17 protein-coding genes and 1 pseudogene are annotated in these 15,359 nt (G+C 62.9%); 6 read left to right on the top strand and 12 right to left on the bottom strand.

Annotation, left to right across the window (positions count from 1 at the left end):
- On the bottom strand, window positions 1–504 hold a 504-nt coding region (locus HY852_RS14695), incomplete at its 3' end, for a dihydroxy-acid dehydratase (RefSeq protein ID WP_291605488.1).
- A gap of 304 nt (window positions 505–808) precedes the next feature.
- Between HY852_RS14695 and HY852_RS14690 the strand changes: the two genes are divergently transcribed.
- From HY852_RS14690 to HY852_RS14680, 3 genes are all read left to right on the top strand, one after another.
- Window positions 809–1,999: a CoA transferase gene (locus tag HY852_RS14690; protein WP_291605487.1), complete on the top strand. Its 1,191-nt coding sequence runs from the start codon at window positions 809–811 to the stop codon at window positions 1,997–1,999.
- A 236-nt stretch (window positions 2,000–2,235) separates the two neighbouring features.
- On the top strand, window positions 2,236–3,030 hold the full coding sequence (locus HY852_RS14685) for an enoyl-CoA hydratase (RefSeq protein ID WP_291605486.1): 795 nt from the start codon (window positions 2,236–2,238) through the stop codon (window positions 3,028–3,030).
- Between the two features lie 73 nt (window positions 3,031–3,103).
- Complete coding sequence (locus tag HY852_RS14680; RefSeq protein ID WP_291605485.1) at window positions 3,104–3,481, top strand: hypothetical protein; 378 nt, start codon at window positions 3,104–3,106, stop codon at window positions 3,479–3,481.
- A gap of 91 nt (window positions 3,482–3,572) precedes the next feature.
- Here the strand turns inward: HY852_RS14680 and HY852_RS14675 are convergent, their stop codons facing one another.
- The 7 genes from HY852_RS14675 to HY852_RS14645 all read right to left on the bottom strand — a co-directional run bounded on the left by HY852_RS14675 (window position 3,573) and on the right by HY852_RS14645 (window position 10,882).
- Complete coding sequence (locus HY852_RS14675) at window positions 3,573–4,226, bottom strand: hypothetical protein (RefSeq protein WP_291605484.1); 654 nt, start codon at window positions 4,224–4,226, stop codon at window positions 3,573–3,575.
- A 248-nt stretch (window positions 4,227–4,474) separates the two neighbouring features.
- Window positions 4,475–5,248 carry an enoyl-CoA hydratase-related protein gene (locus HY852_RS14670; protein WP_291605483.1) on the bottom strand — a complete coding sequence of 258 codons (774 nt, stop codon included), beginning with the start codon at window positions 5,246–5,248 and terminating at the stop codon, window positions 4,475–4,477.
- A 16-nt stretch (window positions 5,249–5,264) separates the two neighbouring features.
- A complete protein-coding gene (locus HY852_RS14665) occupies window positions 5,265–6,842 on the bottom strand; it encodes a class I adenylate-forming enzyme family protein (RefSeq protein WP_291605482.1) in 1,578 nt (525 codons plus the stop codon).
- Between the two features lie 71 nt (window positions 6,843–6,913).
- Window positions 6,914–8,113 (bottom strand): ABC transporter substrate-binding protein, encoded by a 1,200-nt coding sequence (locus tag HY852_RS14660; protein WP_291605481.1) that lies wholly within the window; start codon window positions 8,111–8,113, stop codon window positions 6,914–6,916.
- 49 nt (window positions 8,114–8,162) lie between these two features.
- Window positions 8,163–9,302, bottom strand: coding sequence for an acyl-CoA dehydrogenase family protein (locus tag HY852_RS14655; RefSeq protein ID WP_291605480.1), 1,140 nt, complete (start codon window positions 9,300–9,302; stop codon window positions 8,163–8,165).
- 17 nt (window positions 9,303–9,319) lie between these two features.
- Window positions 9,320–10,093 (bottom strand): SDR family NAD(P)-dependent oxidoreductase, encoded by a 774-nt coding sequence (locus tag HY852_RS14650; protein ID WP_291605479.1) that lies wholly within the window; start codon window positions 10,091–10,093, stop codon window positions 9,320–9,322.
- 6 nt (window positions 10,094–10,099) lie between these two features.
- On the bottom strand, window positions 10,100–10,882 hold the full coding sequence (locus HY852_RS14645) for an enoyl-CoA hydratase/isomerase family protein (protein WP_291605478.1): 783 nt from the start codon (window positions 10,880–10,882) through the stop codon (window positions 10,100–10,102).
- A gap of 309 nt (window positions 10,883–11,191) precedes the next feature.
- Between HY852_RS14645 and HY852_RS14640 the strand changes: the two genes are divergently transcribed.
- Window positions 11,192–11,935 carry a TetR/AcrR family transcriptional regulator gene (locus HY852_RS14640; protein WP_291605477.1) on the top strand — a complete coding sequence of 248 codons (744 nt, stop codon included), beginning with the start codon at window positions 11,192–11,194 and terminating at the stop codon, window positions 11,933–11,935.
- Window positions 11,936–12,016: 81 nt separating this feature from the next.
- Here HY852_RS14640 and HY852_RS14635 read toward each other — a convergent pair.
- From HY852_RS14635 to HY852_RS14625, 3 genes and pseudogenes are all read right to left on the bottom strand, one after another.
- Window positions 12,017–12,155 (bottom strand): annotated as a pseudogene (locus tag HY852_RS14635) (DUF2933 domain-containing protein); the annotation flags it as partial.
- A 48-nt stretch (window positions 12,156–12,203) separates the two neighbouring features.
- Window positions 12,204–12,650, bottom strand: coding sequence for a cupredoxin family protein (locus tag HY852_RS14630; RefSeq protein ID WP_291605490.1), 447 nt, complete (start codon window positions 12,648–12,650; stop codon window positions 12,204–12,206).
- Between the two features lie 30 nt (window positions 12,651–12,680).
- Complete coding sequence (locus HY852_RS14625) at window positions 12,681–13,208, bottom strand: hypothetical protein (protein ID WP_291605476.1); 528 nt, start codon at window positions 13,206–13,208, stop codon at window positions 12,681–12,683.
- 320 nt (window positions 13,209–13,528) lie between these two features.
- Between HY852_RS14625 and HY852_RS14620 the strand changes: the two genes are divergently transcribed.
- On the top strand, window positions 13,529–13,774 hold the full coding sequence (locus HY852_RS14620) for a hypothetical protein (RefSeq protein ID WP_291605475.1): 246 nt from the start codon (window positions 13,529–13,531) through the stop codon (window positions 13,772–13,774).
- Between the two features lie 211 nt (window positions 13,775–13,985).
- On the opposite strand, the gene HY852_RS14615 is transcribed toward HY852_RS14620, so the two are convergent.
- Window positions 13,986–14,468, bottom strand: a complete 483-nt coding sequence (locus HY852_RS14615; RefSeq protein WP_291605474.1) for a DUF411 domain-containing protein — start codon at window positions 14,466–14,468, stop codon at window positions 13,986–13,988.
- A gap of 435 nt (window positions 14,469–14,903) precedes the next feature.
- On the opposite strand from HY852_RS14615, the gene HY852_RS14610 reads away from it, so the two are divergent.
- Window positions 14,904–15,323: a CopG family transcriptional regulator gene (locus tag HY852_RS14610; protein ID WP_291605489.1), complete on the top strand. Its 420-nt coding sequence runs from the start codon at window positions 14,904–14,906 to the stop codon at window positions 15,321–15,323.
- Window positions 15,324–15,359: the final 36 nt, after the last annotated feature.

The following is a 15,359-nucleotide window of genomic DNA, read 5'->3' as shown; positions in this document are numbered from 1 at the left end:
CATGGCGTCGATCAGGTCGACGGCCTGCTCCTTGCCGTGCAGCTTGACCTTGCCGGCCTCCATCGGTCCGCCCGACACAAAGACCGAGGGAATGTTGAGCCGCAGCGCGGCCATCATCATGCCCGGCGTGATCTTGTCGCAATTGGAAATGCACACCAGTCCGTCGACGCAATGCGCGTTCGCCATGTACTCGACGCTGTCGGCAATCAGTTCTCGCGACGGCAGGCTGTACAGCATGCCGTCGTGGCCCATGGCGATGCCGTCGTCGACCGCGATGGTGTTGAACTCTTTCGCGACGCCGCCCGCCTTCTCGATCTCGCGCGCCACCAGCTGGCCGAGATCCTTCAGGTGGACGTGTCCCGGAACAAACTGCGTGAACGAGTTGACGACAGCGATGATCGGCTTTCCGAAATCCGAATCCTTCATGCCCGTTGCGCGCCACAGGCCACGCGCACCCGCCATGTTGCGTCCGTGGGTGGAGGTTCGGGATCGGTAGGCTGGCATGGCTCAACTCCCTTTCGCGTCCGGCAACGCGGCGCTCAGCTCGGATTTTTTGCGGATATTTCAGACGCTTGCCGTCTGAACGACCTCACCGGAGCCATAGTGCAGAACCGGCCCTTTCTCAATAGGCATCAGGCATCAGCGGAGGGGCCATCTGCGGATCCGGCCCGGAAGGAACCAGTCGGCGTCAATGGTCCTCCCGAAATGCGCGTGAGATCGTCCCGGCATGGCGCTGGCGCGAGCTTGAACCGCGTTAGATGACGCTGATAGTTTCGCGAACTCACCGAATACGAACCGGAGCAACTGCATGTCCTTCACCCCGGCCTCCCAGGCGCTCGCGCGTTTCAAGGTTCTGGACCTCACGCGGGTTCGCGCCGGCCCGACGGCAGCGCGGCAGCTGGCGGACTGGGGCGCCGACGTCATCAAGATCGAAATGCCGGCGGGACTGGAGGAAGGCGATATGGGCGGTCCACGCCATGGGCCGGACTTCCAGAACCTTCACCGCAACAAGCGGAGCATCACGCTCAACCTGAAGGAAAAGGACGGCATCGCGATCTTCAGGAAGATGGTGGAGACGGCCGACGTCGTGATCGAGAACTACCGTCCCGACGTCAAGTTTCGCCTCGGCATAGACTATGAGATCCTGCGCGCGATCAACAGGCGCCTCGTCTACGGCTCGATCTCCGGCTTCGGCGAGGACGGTCCCTACCGCGAGCGGCCGGGCTTCGACCAGATCGCGCAAGGCATGGGCGGGCTGATGTCGATCACCGGCCTGCCCGGTCAGGGTCCGGTCCGCGTCGGCATTCCCGTTGCCGATCTCGGCGCCGGGATCTTCTGCGCGATGGGCATTCTGATCGCGCTGCTGGAGCGCGAAGTGTCCGGCGAGGGCCAGTGGGTGCAATCCTCGCTGCTGGGCGCGCAGATCTCGCTACTGGATTTCCAGGCCGCACGCTGGCTGATCGCGAAGGAAGTGCCTGGGCAGGCCGGCAACGACCATCCGACCAGCATCCCCACCGGCGTATTTCCGACGCGCGATGGTCACATCAACATCGCCGCTTCCGGCGCGCACATTTTTTCGCGTTTTTGCCAGGCGCTGAAGCTCGACGAACTGCTTACCGATCCGCAGTTTGCCATCGATTCGGCCCGCTCCGCCAACCGGGTTGCCCTCAATCGCAGGATCGCGGAGGTCACGATAGAGCACACCAGTGCCGAGCTGATCGATCTGCTCAACAAGGCCGGCGTCCCCTGCGGTCCGATCAACAGGATGGATGAGGTGTTCGCCGATCCGCAGGTCCAGCATCTCGCCATGGCGGCACCGGTCCGCTCCGGCAAGCTCGGCGACATTGCGGTTGTCAATCAGCCTGTCCGGCTGAGCCGGACGGGCAACCGCATTGCGCGCGCCACCCCCGAAAAGGGCGAGCACACCGCGGAGGTGCTCCGCGAATACGGCTACGACGACGAGACGATTGCCGAGTTTCACGCGCGCAAGATCGTCTAAAGGGAGATTGGTTTGAATTGTGGCCGCATCTACGGTCCACCTCTCCCTTCGGGAGAGGTCGGCGCGGAGCGCCGGGTGAGGGGCGCAGTCTCTCGTGGGACCTGAGGCCCCTCACCCGATTTGCTGCGCAAATCGACCTCTCCCCGTCGGGGAGAGGTGACCGGTTTCGCGGCCGACGAAAACTCACTCACGCTCAAGCTGCAATAAAGCCGCAAGCAAGCACCTGGGAGGGCCCCGTGAAGACAAGCACCGAGCGAATGATTGCCAGGAAGGAGGGAGCGGTCGGCTGGATGCAGTTCAACAATCCCGCCCGACACAATGCCGTGTCCGTCGACATGTGGAGAGCCGTCCCCGAAGTACTGGCCGAGTTCGAAAGGGACGACGAGATCCGGGCAGTCGTCCTCAGCGGTGCCGGCGGAAAGGCATTCGTCTCCGGCGCCGACATTTCGGAATTCGAAGAGAAGCGCTCCTCGCGCGAGGCCGTCCTCGAGTACAACAGGATCGCCGGAGCAGCGAATGCAGCCATCATCGGCTTCTCCAAGCCGACCATCGCGATGATTCAAGGCTACTGCTTTGGTGGCGGGGTCGGCGTCGCGCTGTGCTGCGACCTACGGATCGCGACGGACAACTCCAGCTTTGCCGTTCCCGCCGCGAAGCTCGGACTGGGCTACGGATATGACGGTCTCAAGCGCCTCGTCGACGTCGTCGGCCCCTCCTTCGCCAAGGAGATCTTCTATACGGCCCGCCGCTTCGACTCTTCGGAAGCCCTCGCGATGGGACTGGTCAACCGCGTTGTCCCCGCTTCGGATATTGAGACCTATGTGCGGGACTACGCCGCGATGATCGGCGGCAACGCGCCGCTGACCATCCGCGCCGCCAAGATCTGCGTCAACGAAGCCACCAAGGATCCCGCCGACCGAGACCTCGCCGCCGCCCAAGCGGCCGTAGACGCCTGCTTCGCCTCCGAGGACTATATCGAAGGACGGAGCGCGTTCAGCGAGAAGCGCAAGCCCAACTTTCGTGGACGGTAATCCGCGTCAGGCAATCTGGAAAGTTCACGCTACCTGCGCTACGCAAGCCGCGATCAGCAAGGGGGGTGCCCAGATGTCGACGAAGTCGCTGCAGCTTATTCTGGCCTCCGTGTTCTTCGTCCTCGGCGGCTGGTGCGTCATCGCACCTGGCAGCGTGATGGCGCTGGGTGTTCGGCCCGAATACCATTCGGATGCGCCAATCGTCCCTTTCCTGGTGGCCTGCTTCGGAGCGCAGGCGCTGATCTCGGGCCTGTTCGCGGCGACAGCGCAGTTCACCCGCATCACTTTCCTGGCCTACGGCATCGCGCTGCTGCCGTTCTTTGCCTTTGATGTGTACTTCTACGCGGTCAGGCCTGTCTTGACCGAAGTCGGCCTGCTCGACCTCGTCGGCAACATCGTTATGCTGGCGATCTGCTGGCTTGGCTGGCGACGAGCGCCTGCTGCAGCGTGAGCGCCGCAACGTCTTTTCCGCCAAGTATGTTGTTGCCGATGTTGCGTCTGATCGTAATGACGCGCCATTTTCCTGGGTCGACAGGGCTGCATTAACGGAGGCGTTCGAGCTCGTCTGTCGCCTTGGGCCCAGCTTTGTCGCCTTCGAATTGCCTGCGCTTGTCGAAGATTTCGAATTGTCCCAGTTTGGCATAGCCTTGCCATATGTCGTCGAACACAGCCAGCGCGTCGAGAACATGCGCCTCGTAGGCCGATGCATCTTTCTCTGGATCGAGAAAATAGGAATGGTTCTCTGGACCGAGCCCCATCACGGAGATGGTTCTCTCGCCATTCCCCCACAGATAGTTGTGCACCAGGGCAAATCCGGATTGACGATCGCGCAGATATCCGGCGAGCCCGCGTGCCACGGCAAAAAAGAACACGATGTCGTTGAGGTTCTCCGAGAAAGTGAGGGTCCCGAAAGTGAACCGACCAGTCGCCTCATCATAGGAGCATCGGCCAAGCGCAGGCGCCTCGGATGGCTCCAACACCCCACGCACCGCGTGCCGGTAGGAGTCTCCAAGCCACGAGTCCACCCTGGCGAACACTTTCGGAAGATCCGATTCCCACGAGAATCCGTGCCAGCGGCCTGCGATCCTGTTCCAGTCGTCCCATTGGGACGCCGCTCGCGGCCGCGCATCGAGATATCGTATCAGCGCAGGTCGTTCGATTGTGACCTGCGCCAGGGCAGCGAATGGCTCGGACATGTTTAACTCTCAAATGACGGTTCGCCGTGCTAAATCGACCCGCCCTGTATAGTCGCATAGGCCTGCGGGTCCGTTCAAACAGCGAGCGGAGTCAAGCAAATCAAGAATGTCAGGAAACCGGGATCGAAACACGCCGCCGCGTCGTCGCGCGTCATAGCGCGCCGACCGCTCCCCGATTCATTTGCTGAAGCACCAGGAAGACCCTTGCCGAGAGGGGGCCGTCCATAAATGACGCGGGGCTGCGTTGGTCAGCGCCCGCTGAAGCGGGCGGGCCGCTTCTCGCGAAGGGCGGCAACTCCTTCGGCGAAATCGTCAGTCCCGAACGCCGCCGCCTGCGCAAGAGCCTCGGTCTGAAGGAACTGTTCAAGGGGCGTATCGTGGGCGCGCCGCAGCAGCTCCCGGGCAAGTCCCATCGCCGCCGTCGGCCCCGACGCCAGTGCTTCGGCCGCACGCATGGCCTCCGGCTGCAGCTCGTCCGCCGGAACGATGCGCGCCACCAATCCGATCCTTTCGGCCTCTTCCGCCTTCACGACACGGTTGGTCAGGATGATGTCGCTCGCGCGCTGGAATCCGACGGCCCGCGGCAGGGTGAAGGCAAGACCGAGGTCGGGCACGGCCCCAAGGCCGAGGAAGGCGCTGCGGAATACCGCAGCGTCAGACGCGATCACAATGTCGCCGAGCAGCGCAATCGCCAACCCGGCACCGACCGCAAGCCCGTTCACGGCGGTAACGACCGGTTTGCCACCGTTGAGCAGCTGTCGCATCCAGCCGTGGTGCGTCTCGACCAGGGCTCGCACCGCGCCAGGACGGCGATCATCCATGGCGCGAACGTCGCCGCCGGCACAGAACGCCCTCCCCGTCCCGGTGAGCAGGATGCAGCGCACCGCGGCATCCTCCACCGCGGCGGCAACGGCCCGGGACAGTTCCTTGGTCAATTGAGAGCTCAACGCGTTGAGCGTGTCCGGCTCATTGAGCTCGAGCCGCATAACGGCCCCGACACGCTCCGCGATTAAGGCAGGCATCCCCGTCCTCCAGCCTTCACTGTGCCGCGCTGTCCTGGCCGTATCGCTCGACCAGCAGGAACTTCTGCACCTTGCCGGTGGGCGTGCGCGGCAGAGCCTGGGTGTCGAAGATCACCGTGCGCGGGATCTTGAAGCCGGCGAGCCGCTCGCGGCAGTAGGCCTGGAGCGCCTCGACGGTCGGCACTTCGCGCGCCGCGTCGACAACGACGAGCGCTGCTACCCGCTCGCCCCACATCTCGTCGGGAAGCCCGAACACCGCGCAATCGGTCACGCCGGGGAATGTCAGGACCGTTTCTTCGATCTCGGCGGCATGGACGTTCTGGCCGCCCGAAATGATCATGTCCTTGAGGCGTCCACGGATGAACAGGAAGCCCTCCTCATCGATCATGCCGAGATCGCCGGTATGGACCCAGCCGCCCGCAAAGGTCTCGGCGGACTTCGCCGGATTGTCGTAGTAATGGGTGACTGCCGTCGGCGACCTCGCGACGATCTCGCCAAGCTCTCCCGGCGCGGCCGTGCTGCCGTCGCTGCGCTCGATGCGAAGCTCCACGAACGGAAGCGGCAGGCCGATCGAGTCCTCCCTCACCGCGCGGTCCGCGGGCGTCGACGTGGTGAGCGCGCCGGTCTCCTGCATGCCGTAATATTCGTAGATGCCCGGGCACAGTCGCGCGGCGATGCGCTCGCGCAAGGGCGCGGGAAACATCGAACCGGCAAAGACCAATCCGCGAAGCGAGCTCAAATCGGCCTTCGCAAGCGTGGGCTCGGCCAGCAGCATCGCCCCCATGGTCGCGACCAGGTTCATGATCGTGACCCGCTCCTGGCCGATCAGACGCAGCACCTCGGCCGGGTTGAAGTCCATCAGGACGTTGCGGGCCCCGAACTGAAGCCCAGCGGCGATCCAGCCGTAGCCGACCCGGCCGAAGGCCGGGAACACCGTCATGAACACATCGTTCGACGTCGTGTCGAACGACTCGAACATCGGACCCATCGCCGCATTGTTGAAATGGGTCAGGGTGTAGCACTTGGGCAGCCCGGTCGTGCCTGAGGTGAGGTTGTAGTAGAACGCATCGTGCTCCTCGACTTCTGCCTCGGGCTCGGCGGTCGAGGACCTGGCGAGCAGGTCCTCATAGCCCATCGCCCAGTCCGGCCGGCCGTCGCCGATCGCGATGAAGGACTTCACCGCCGGCAGGCTGGAGCGAACCTGTTCGGCGGCGCCGGCAAATCGCGTCTCGAACAGCAGCGCCTGCGCCCCCATCGCCCGCGTCAGCTCGACGATTTCCGCCGGCGCCAGACGGTAGTTCAGCGGGATCCCGATCAGCCCGAGCTTGGCGATCGCGAAATAGATGTCCATGAGCTCGGCGCGATTGTTGCAGAGGAACGCGACGACCGTCGGCTTCTTCAAGCCCAGTCCGTCCAGCGCGTTCGCCAGCCGGTTGCAGCGCTCGTTGCACTGACGATAGGTGAACCTGCGCCCGGTGCCGACGCAGTAGATCGCCTCGCGATCACGAAAGCGCTTGGCCGCCGACGTGATCAGGGTGCCGACCACCATCTTGCCAAGTGCGCGCTGCGGTTCGTTGCCTTGCTGTCCCGACATGCCGTTTCCCCTTCAAGCTGCTCCGTTGGCCCGGCCGGCGAGGCCGCCGGCCGGCTCCTTATTGATGCTGCTCAACGCCCGACGATCAAGTCGCCGATCATGTCCCAGCTCTTGCCATTGAAACGCATCATCTGCATCGCCTTGAGCGGGCCATGATCGTCCTTCGAGATGCTAGCCTTGACGCCCGGCAGCAGCATCGGAATCTCGAGATCGCGGATGCTCTCGACTGCCGCCATCAGGGATTCGCGATTGAGCTTGGGACCCGCCTTCTCCAGCGCCTTGTGCATGCCGTACGCGATGCCATAGGCATACGCGTTGAGGTAGTCGTTCTTCGAGCCCGACGGATAGTATTTGTCCATGAAGGCGTTCCAGGCCTTGAAGTCGGCGGAGTCCTTCCACTGCGGATCGCTCGGCTGCTTGGTGTAGGAGCACGAGATGATGCCGACCGACTTGTCGAGCCCGGCTCCATTGAGCACCGGATCGATCGAGCTCGAGACGCTCGGCAGAATGAACAGCGCCTTCCATTGCAGCGAATCCACGATCTGAATCGACTGCGCGGCAAATTTCGGGGTCGTGGCGCTGATGAAGACATTGGCGCCGCTGGCCTTCAGCTTGGCCATCTGCGAGGTGATGGTCGGGTCCGACAGCTCGTAGCTCGCAGTGTCCACCAGCAGGGAAATCTTGTCGCCCAGCCCCTCTTTCAATCCGGCGAGAATATCCTTGCCGTAGTCGTCGTTCTGATAAAGGATCGCGATCTTGGGATCCTTGACGTTGGCGATGATGTATTTGGCGTAGATGCGCCCCTCGGTCGGATAGTCGACATTCCAGCCCACGGTATATGGAAACTTCTTCGGCTGATTCCACTTCGATGCCCCGGACGAAATGAGCAGCTGCGGGACTTTCTTGCCATTGAGATAGACCTGCGTCGCCGAAGACGTCGGCGTGCCGATCGGCATGAACATGGCAAGCACTTCCTCGCTCTCCACCAGCTTGCGCGTCTGCTCGATGGTCTTCGGAGGCGAGAACGCGTCATCGAGGCTGATGATCTCGACCTTCCGGCCGTGAATGCCGCCCTGTTGATTGACCATGTCGAAATAGGCGATTGCGGACTTTGCGATCGTGCCGTAGGCCGATGCGGGCCCACTATAAGGGGCGGTATTGCCCAGCTTGATCGATGTTGCGGTCACCCCGGGACCGATGTCCTCGGCTTTCGCCTGAGGACTGAGAGCCAGGACAGCGGCTACGGCCAACACCAGCGCGGATTTCGACACGGCATTCCTCCAAGATAGTTACTGTAAAGCCTTCCCTCTCGCCCGCCCCTCACAGGTGGCGTGCGATGATTTCCTTCATGATCTCGTTGGTTCCGGCATAGATGCGCTGGCCTCTCGCGTCGGCGAAGGCGCGCGCTACCGGATAATCAAGCATGTAGCCGTAGCCGCCGTGCATCTGGACGCATTGATCGACCACCCGGCCCTCGAGTTCGGTGAGCCAGTACTTGCACATGGCCGCCTCGTCGGCGCCGAGCTGCCCGGCGTTGAACTTCTCGACGCAGCGCTCGAGAAAGGCGCGCCCGACGGTGATCTCGGTCTTGATCTCGGCGAGCTTGAAGCGCAGGTGCTGAAAGTCTGCGATGGGCTGGCCGAAGGCATTGCGCGTTCGCGTATAGGCGAGCGTCTCGGTGAATGCCGCCCCGGCACCCGCGACCGCCCCCATCGCCACCATCAGCCGCTCGCGCGGGAGCTGCGCCATCAGGTACTTCAGCCCCTCGCCCCGCCGTCCGAGCAGGTTCTCGGCCGGAATTCGCACCTCGTCGAAGAACAGTTCAACGGTGTCCTGCGCCTTCTGCCCGACCTTCTCCAGAACGCGGCCGCGCGAGAAGCCCTCCCGAGTGGCCTCTACCAGGAACAGCGACTTGCGCCCCGGCTCGGTGTCGTCGGCATTGGCAAACACGATGATCAGGTCCGCATGCAGGCCGTTCGAGATGAAGGTCTTCTGCCCGCTGATCACATATTCGTCGCCGTCGCGGCGAGCGGTGGTGCGCGTCGCTCTCAGATCGCTGCCGGCGCCCGGCTCGGTCATCGCAACCGAAAGCACGGTGTCCCCGCTGATGCAGCCCGGCAGCCATTTCTGCTTCTGGACCTCGCTGCCGTAATGCAGGATGTACGGCGCGATGATCTCCGAATGCGTATAGAAGCCCGGCAGGGCCACGAACGCCTTGGCGAACTCCTCGATGATGACGAGGCACGTTTCGATCTTCGCGCCGATCCCGCCATAGACCTCCGGCATCGAGGTGCAGAGCAGGCCCGCCGCTCCCATCTTGCGCCACAGGTTGCGCGGGACCGCGCCGGCACGCTCCCAGTCGCGATAATGCGGCGCGATTTCCTTCTCGATGAAACGACGCGTCGTCTCGCGCACCGCGCTGAGTTCGGCTTCGAGGCCAGGATCTGTTTCGCTCGACATGTATTCCTTGCCTTGGCTCAAGCGCCGCCATACGCCGTCCAGCCGCCATCGACGGCCACCACGACGCCGGTGACATAGGAGGCGGCGTCCGACGCCAGGAACGCCACCGTGTTCGCGACCTCCTCGGCTCTGCCGAGGCGCCGCGCCGGAAGGCGCTGTTCGATCCTGGTCCGGTCCACACGCTCGTCGGCAAACATGTCGTGAGCCATCGGCGCGTCGATGAATCCGGGCGCGACGCAATTGACGCGAATGCCGCCTGACGCCCATTCGCACGCCATGCTCTTGGTCAGGTGGATGATCGCCGACTTGGAGACGCCGTAGGCGTTCGAGCTCGGAATCGCTCCGATGCCCGCAACCGAGGCGATATTGACGATGGCGCCGCCGGCCTTGCGCGCGAGCATGTGGCGACCGACGTCGCGGCTCATCAGGTACGACCCACGCAGGTTGATGTCGATCACGCGCTGCCAGTCATCGAGCCGCTGGTCGATCGTGCGCGCGATCGGCTCCGGAATGCCGGCGTTATTGACCACGACGTCGATCGCACCAAGCAGGCCGACGGCCTTGTCGACCAGAGCGGCGACGCCCTCTTCGCCCGAAATATCGCCCACCAGTCCGAACGCGCCGCTGCCGAGGCGCGCAGCTGCGGCCGCGACGCGCTCCGCGGCAATGTCGGCCAGCACGACCTGCGCGCCAAGGCCAACCAGCCGTTCCGCGATCGCGTAGCCAATGCCGCCGGCCGCGCCGGTGACCAGCGCGCGCCGCCCCTCGAACGTGACGAACGGATCTCCCATCGTTCTTCAGCGACCTTGCGACTTGGCGCGGAAGCGCTCGACGAGAAGCTGATGATCGCGGCTGACGTTGGTCAGCGCCTCATAGGCAAGGCCCGCATCCATGATGCTGGATGCAAGCTGCTTCAGCGCGAGATTGACGGTGACCTTGGTAAACCGGATCGCCTTGGTCGCGCCCGCGACCATTCGATCGGCAAAGGCATCGACAGTTGCCGACAACTCCTCGGCCGGTATCGCGCGATTGATCAAACCGATCTCGGCGGCGCGCCTGGCATCGATGCGGTCGCCCGTGAAAAGGAATTCCTTGGCGCGGGCGAAGCCGATCAGTTGCGGCCAGATCACCGCGCCGCCGTCGCCGGCGACCATTCCGATCGAGACATGCGGGTCGGACAGATAGGCGTTCTCGGCCGCGAAGCTGATATCGCAGAACAGGGCAAGCGTCGCCCCGAGCCCGACGGCGGGTCCGTTGATCCTGGAAATGGTGGGCTTCGGACAATCCAGCAGCGAGAAGATGATGGACTTGGCTTCGGCCATCGTCACTTCGAAACTATCGGGATTATCGATTGCATCCTGCATCCAGCCGACGTCGCCGCCGGCGCAGAACGCGCGGCCGGCGCCGGTCAGCACGATGACATCGGAGTCGGGATCATTCGCCGCGTCGACGAAGATGCGCGAGAGCTCCGTGTGGAGTTGGGCATCGACGGCGTTGAGCCGCTCGGGGCGGTTCATGGTCAGGGTCAGCACGCGACCGCGTCGTGTGACGGCAATCGCTTCGTAGTCACCGAGCTTCAAACTCGCCCTCCTGTCCGGACCTGAACAGGCCATGCGGCCGCCGCCGCGCCTTCGGCCTGAAGGCACCGTTTCCTGATGTTTCCTTGGGTAGCGGACGGTTTGGCCGCCCTGCCTGCAGATGCCGGAAACGAACCGGATCTGCATTTTCGATTGTCGATTCACTAGTCGGTTTTCTTGACGGGGCCAAGAGATTTCTTTCAAGTCCCTCCCAGAACCCGGTGGATTGAGCGGCGCCGGTCTTGCTTTACCAGCCTGCCCGCTTTCCCAATGCCGGGACGTCAACTCTTGACGTCATTCCTGGAGCCAACCTTGAAGACCGAACGGCCGACCGGACGAAAAATGCAGAGAAAGCCGACGCCGGCAGAGCCGCGCCCCCGCAAGTTGCCCGGCGCAGACGCAGCCTCGCGCAAACCGACTTCGCTGCGCGCACGAAAGCCCAAGCTGACGCGGATCGAGAAATCCGAGCGCACGCGCCAGTTGATCTGCCAGGCCGCGGCGGAGATCATCGGCGAATACGGCTATGCCGAGGCTTCGGTCGCCCGCATCATGGAGCGCGCCGGGCTCGGCCACGGCACGTTCTACGCCTATTTCGACAGCCGCGCCGAACTGTTCGATCAGTTGCTGCCGATGAAGGGCATCGAGGTGCTCGATATCCTGCACGAGCGCGTCAAGGGGTCGGCCGACATCGTCGAGATGGAATACCGCGGCTTTCTCGGCTTCCTGGAATACGCCAACTCCCACCCCTGGTTCTTCCGCCTCCTGCACGAAGCCGAAGTCGCCGCGCCGAAGGGCTATCGCGAACACATCGACAACATCATGGCGCGCTATCGACGGGCGCTGCAGAGAAGCTTCGCGCGAGGCGAACTCCCCGGCTATGAAGAAAAGGAGCTCGACACCCTCGCCTATCTCCTGATCTCGGCGCGCGACTACGTTTACGCCCAGCACGTCTCCCGCAGCGCCGACAGTCCCTCGGCGCTGAGCGAGGCCGTCGAGACGTTCCGCAAATTCATTACCTTCGGGCTGCGAGGCAGCCCGAAGGAGCGGAGCGGCTAACGGTCCCCGAGGATATGCCCGCCGGGACAGATCAGTTTTCACCTGCCCGGCTCGGGGGAGCGCGGCGAGAATGCGGGCGCGTCACGCACCCTGCTGCTTGATGACCGCCTCCTCTGCCAGCCCGCTGTGCATGAAGAGGTGCATCAGCGAACAAGCGAGGACGGGCAGCCAGACGAGAAGACCCCAGCACATGGGCCCCGTGCTCGGTGAAGAGCAGAGATGGGAAATAGGCACGGCCGGCGTGCGATCAGATGTTAGCTCTTTGTCTTCACTTGACGTTAACGCGCCCGGTCATGCCGTACTCCCGATGGTCCGGTATCAGGCAGGAATATTCGAAAGTTCCCGTCTTCGTGAACTTCCAAAGGATCTCGGCCGTCTTCTTCGGGGCGACCCGGACCCCATTCGGCTCATCGTGCTCCATGTGCGGATGCTTCTTCATCACCTCGGCGTGCTTCAGGTTTTCCTTTGTGGTGGCCAGGAGGAATTCGTGGTCTTCGATTCCGACGTTGCGCAGCACGAACCGGATCTGCTCGCCCCGCTTCACCTCGATCCTGATCGGTTCGTAGGTCATCTCGCTCATCTCGATCTCGACGGTGCGGGACGGCTTGGAAGGATCGCCTGGCTCTCCTGCCGAATACGATTCGTGGCGTCCGCCTTCGTGAGCGACGACTGGAAGCGCGCTCGACAGAATCGCAACGATCGACGCCATGACCATAGGGCCTGTCTTATTCAAGCAGCGTATCTCCTATCTGTTGTGGTGCTGTTGCGCCTTCGTCTCGTTCGAGTAACCGCGCATCTCGGCGTAATTCGCCAATTGGGCCTTGTCGAGAATGGCAGACGTCAGCAGGTGATATTTGAGGTGTGCCTCCCGAAGCTCGCCCAGTGTCTTCGAGATGGCGGAAATGGCCAGCTTGAGACTCTCCAAACTCACGGTGCGGTTCGCGAACTCCCGGTCCAGGTGGGTCTCCTGGTCGATCAGCCTGGTACCGATCGGAGTCGTCTCGGATTTCATCGCCGCAAACATCTCCTGAACCTTGCCCCGCTGCTCGGCGCTCAATCCCAACCGGTCGGCGAGTTCCAGTACGTGTGATGGTCCCGGATATCCATTGAGTTCGGCGGCGAGCGCGAACCCCATGCCACGTCCGGCCTGCAGGTCGGAGATCTGCTGGTCCGACAGGGCCTTTATGTGCCGGGACTGCATGCCGGAATATGGCGTCTGCGCGGAAGCGAACGCCGGGACGAGCATTGCGATCGAGAGGACGACAAGCTTCATTGGCTCTCTACTATCAGGTTGGCGGAACAGAACCAGTCTACCCTGCCCGCCGAATTGCGGAACATTCATTCTTCTCACAGTTCCGTAAGCGCTTGCCACCGCTCCCCAGCAGTCCGGAGACTGTCGCGGCACCGCAGCACATCCGAGCCGCAGATCAGATGAAGGCGAAGCAAATCTCCGGATTTGTCGCGGTTCACAGGCTCATCCAGGCGAGAGTCCTGTTGCGCTCCGTGAACTTAGAGCACGGATCACAGTTCTTTGTGTTGCGACAATGAAGGCGTGATCGCTCCTATCGAGGATTCGCCAACAGGAGAAATCACATGATTACCACGAAACTCCTCGCCGCGGCCCTCGCCGCGAGCTTCGTTTCGCTGCCTGCGATGGCACAGACCAGTTCGAAGACCGAAAAGAGCGGCCATCATTATTCAGGCGGACCAAAGACCGAGACCATCCACCACATGGGCAAGAAGGACACGGTTGGCGTTGCTACCAAACGCAAGTCAGGAGGCCACCACTATACGGGCGGACCGAAGTCTGAGCCTCACCACATGGGCGACAAGAAGTAGGTCTCACTAAACGCTTTGGATATTCGTGCGATGGTCTCGACGACCCCTCGCACGAATGTTTTGCCGATCTGTAGCAATCGGCCCGGGCTCCGAAGCCTGTTGGGTCGTCAGACGCGTCGGCAGGTGGACCACACCGTCTCGCTCGCGGCGTGACCGCACTATTCCCATTCTGCGACCCGGCCTTTTCGCCGCTCGCCTGCGCGGGCCCCGATCAGCCGATCGCCTGCTCGCGGACAAAGCGCATGAATGGCCGCTGCCCATCCGCTCCAAACAGGATGACCGTGTACGGCTGTGCGGGCTCGCCTTCCATGCCCGGCGACCCGACCGGCATGCCCGGCACGGCGATGCCTCTTGCGTTGGGCCGCTCGGCCAGCAGGCGCCGCACGGCCAGTGCTGGGACATGCCCCTCGATCAGGTAGCCGTGCATCTCCGCCGTGTGACATGCCGCAAGTTCCGGCGGAACGCCGAGACGGGATCGCACCTGTTCGAGATCAGAGGTTTCTTCGACTTCAACCGCAAATCCAGCGTCCCGCAGATGCTGTACCCAACCGGTGCAGCAGCCGCAGTTCGGATCCTTGTGAACCTTGATCACCGGTTCGGCGGCCAGGATTGGCCGGCTCGCCTGTCCCAGGGCGAGCGCCACGACAAGGCCGAGAACCGATCTTCGATGCAAGCGATGCGCGTCACCCGTCATGTTCGGCTCCCTCCTTCGAGGAGCGATTCAGTTGTACCGCCGCACAGACATGGCAATCCATCACAATGTCTTGCAAGAGCACCGGCGCCGGACCGCCGTTTTCCATCGTGATCGTCGACTGCTTGCCCCAAGCGCTTATCGCCTGCATGGCAGAGGTATTCCATCGCGCCATCGCGCCATCGCGCCCTCGCAACCGCCCTAAGGTCCTCTGCGAGCATTCTCGATGAGGGTGTGGAAGTGATGCAAAATTCCGACCCAACGCGCCCCGTCGGCCCGCATCGGAAGCCCGGCCGGACCCACAGCAACGGCGTCTCTGTACGCCAGCGCTTCTGACCCAACCGATCCGAATCACTTTTCATGCGAACCCATACTTGACACGCGCCGGCGACCATCCATATGCCATCCAAGCAGATGGTACCCGGATGGCAGAAGATCATGTCTGACAATGTGCGCGAGCTCCGACCAAAGCCCACTGACACCGAAAAAATCACAATCAATCTTGGCTATGTCGATCTCGGTCACGTCGACCTGATGGTGCAGGAAGGATTCTACTCGAACCGCACCGATTTCATTCGAACGGCAATCCGCAACCAGCTCGAACGTCACGCAGACGTGCTCAAGCGCTCCACGGCCCGAAAGGGTCTGGATCTCGGCCTGCGGAACTTCAGCCGCGAGGAGCTGGAAGCGGCGCGGCGCGCGGGTGAGATGCTGCACATCAATGTTCTGGGCCTTGCCACTATCGCCCAAGACGTCACGCCCGAGCTTGCAAGGGCCACAATTGCCTCTGTCAGCGTGCTGGGGGCTTTGCATGCGAGTCCCGCCGTCAAGGCTGCACTAGCCGACAGGACACGGTGAGGGGCGAACCGGAATTGGATCACGACGAAATCCCGG

It is taken from the genome of Bradyrhizobium sp., from assembly GCF_016213215.1.
Taxonomy (GTDB): domain Bacteria; phylum Pseudomonadota; class Alphaproteobacteria; order Rhizobiales; family Xanthobacteraceae; genus Bradyrhizobium.
Note: the sequence above shows the minus strand (reverse complement) of the source record. Positions and strands in the feature narration are given on the sequence as shown.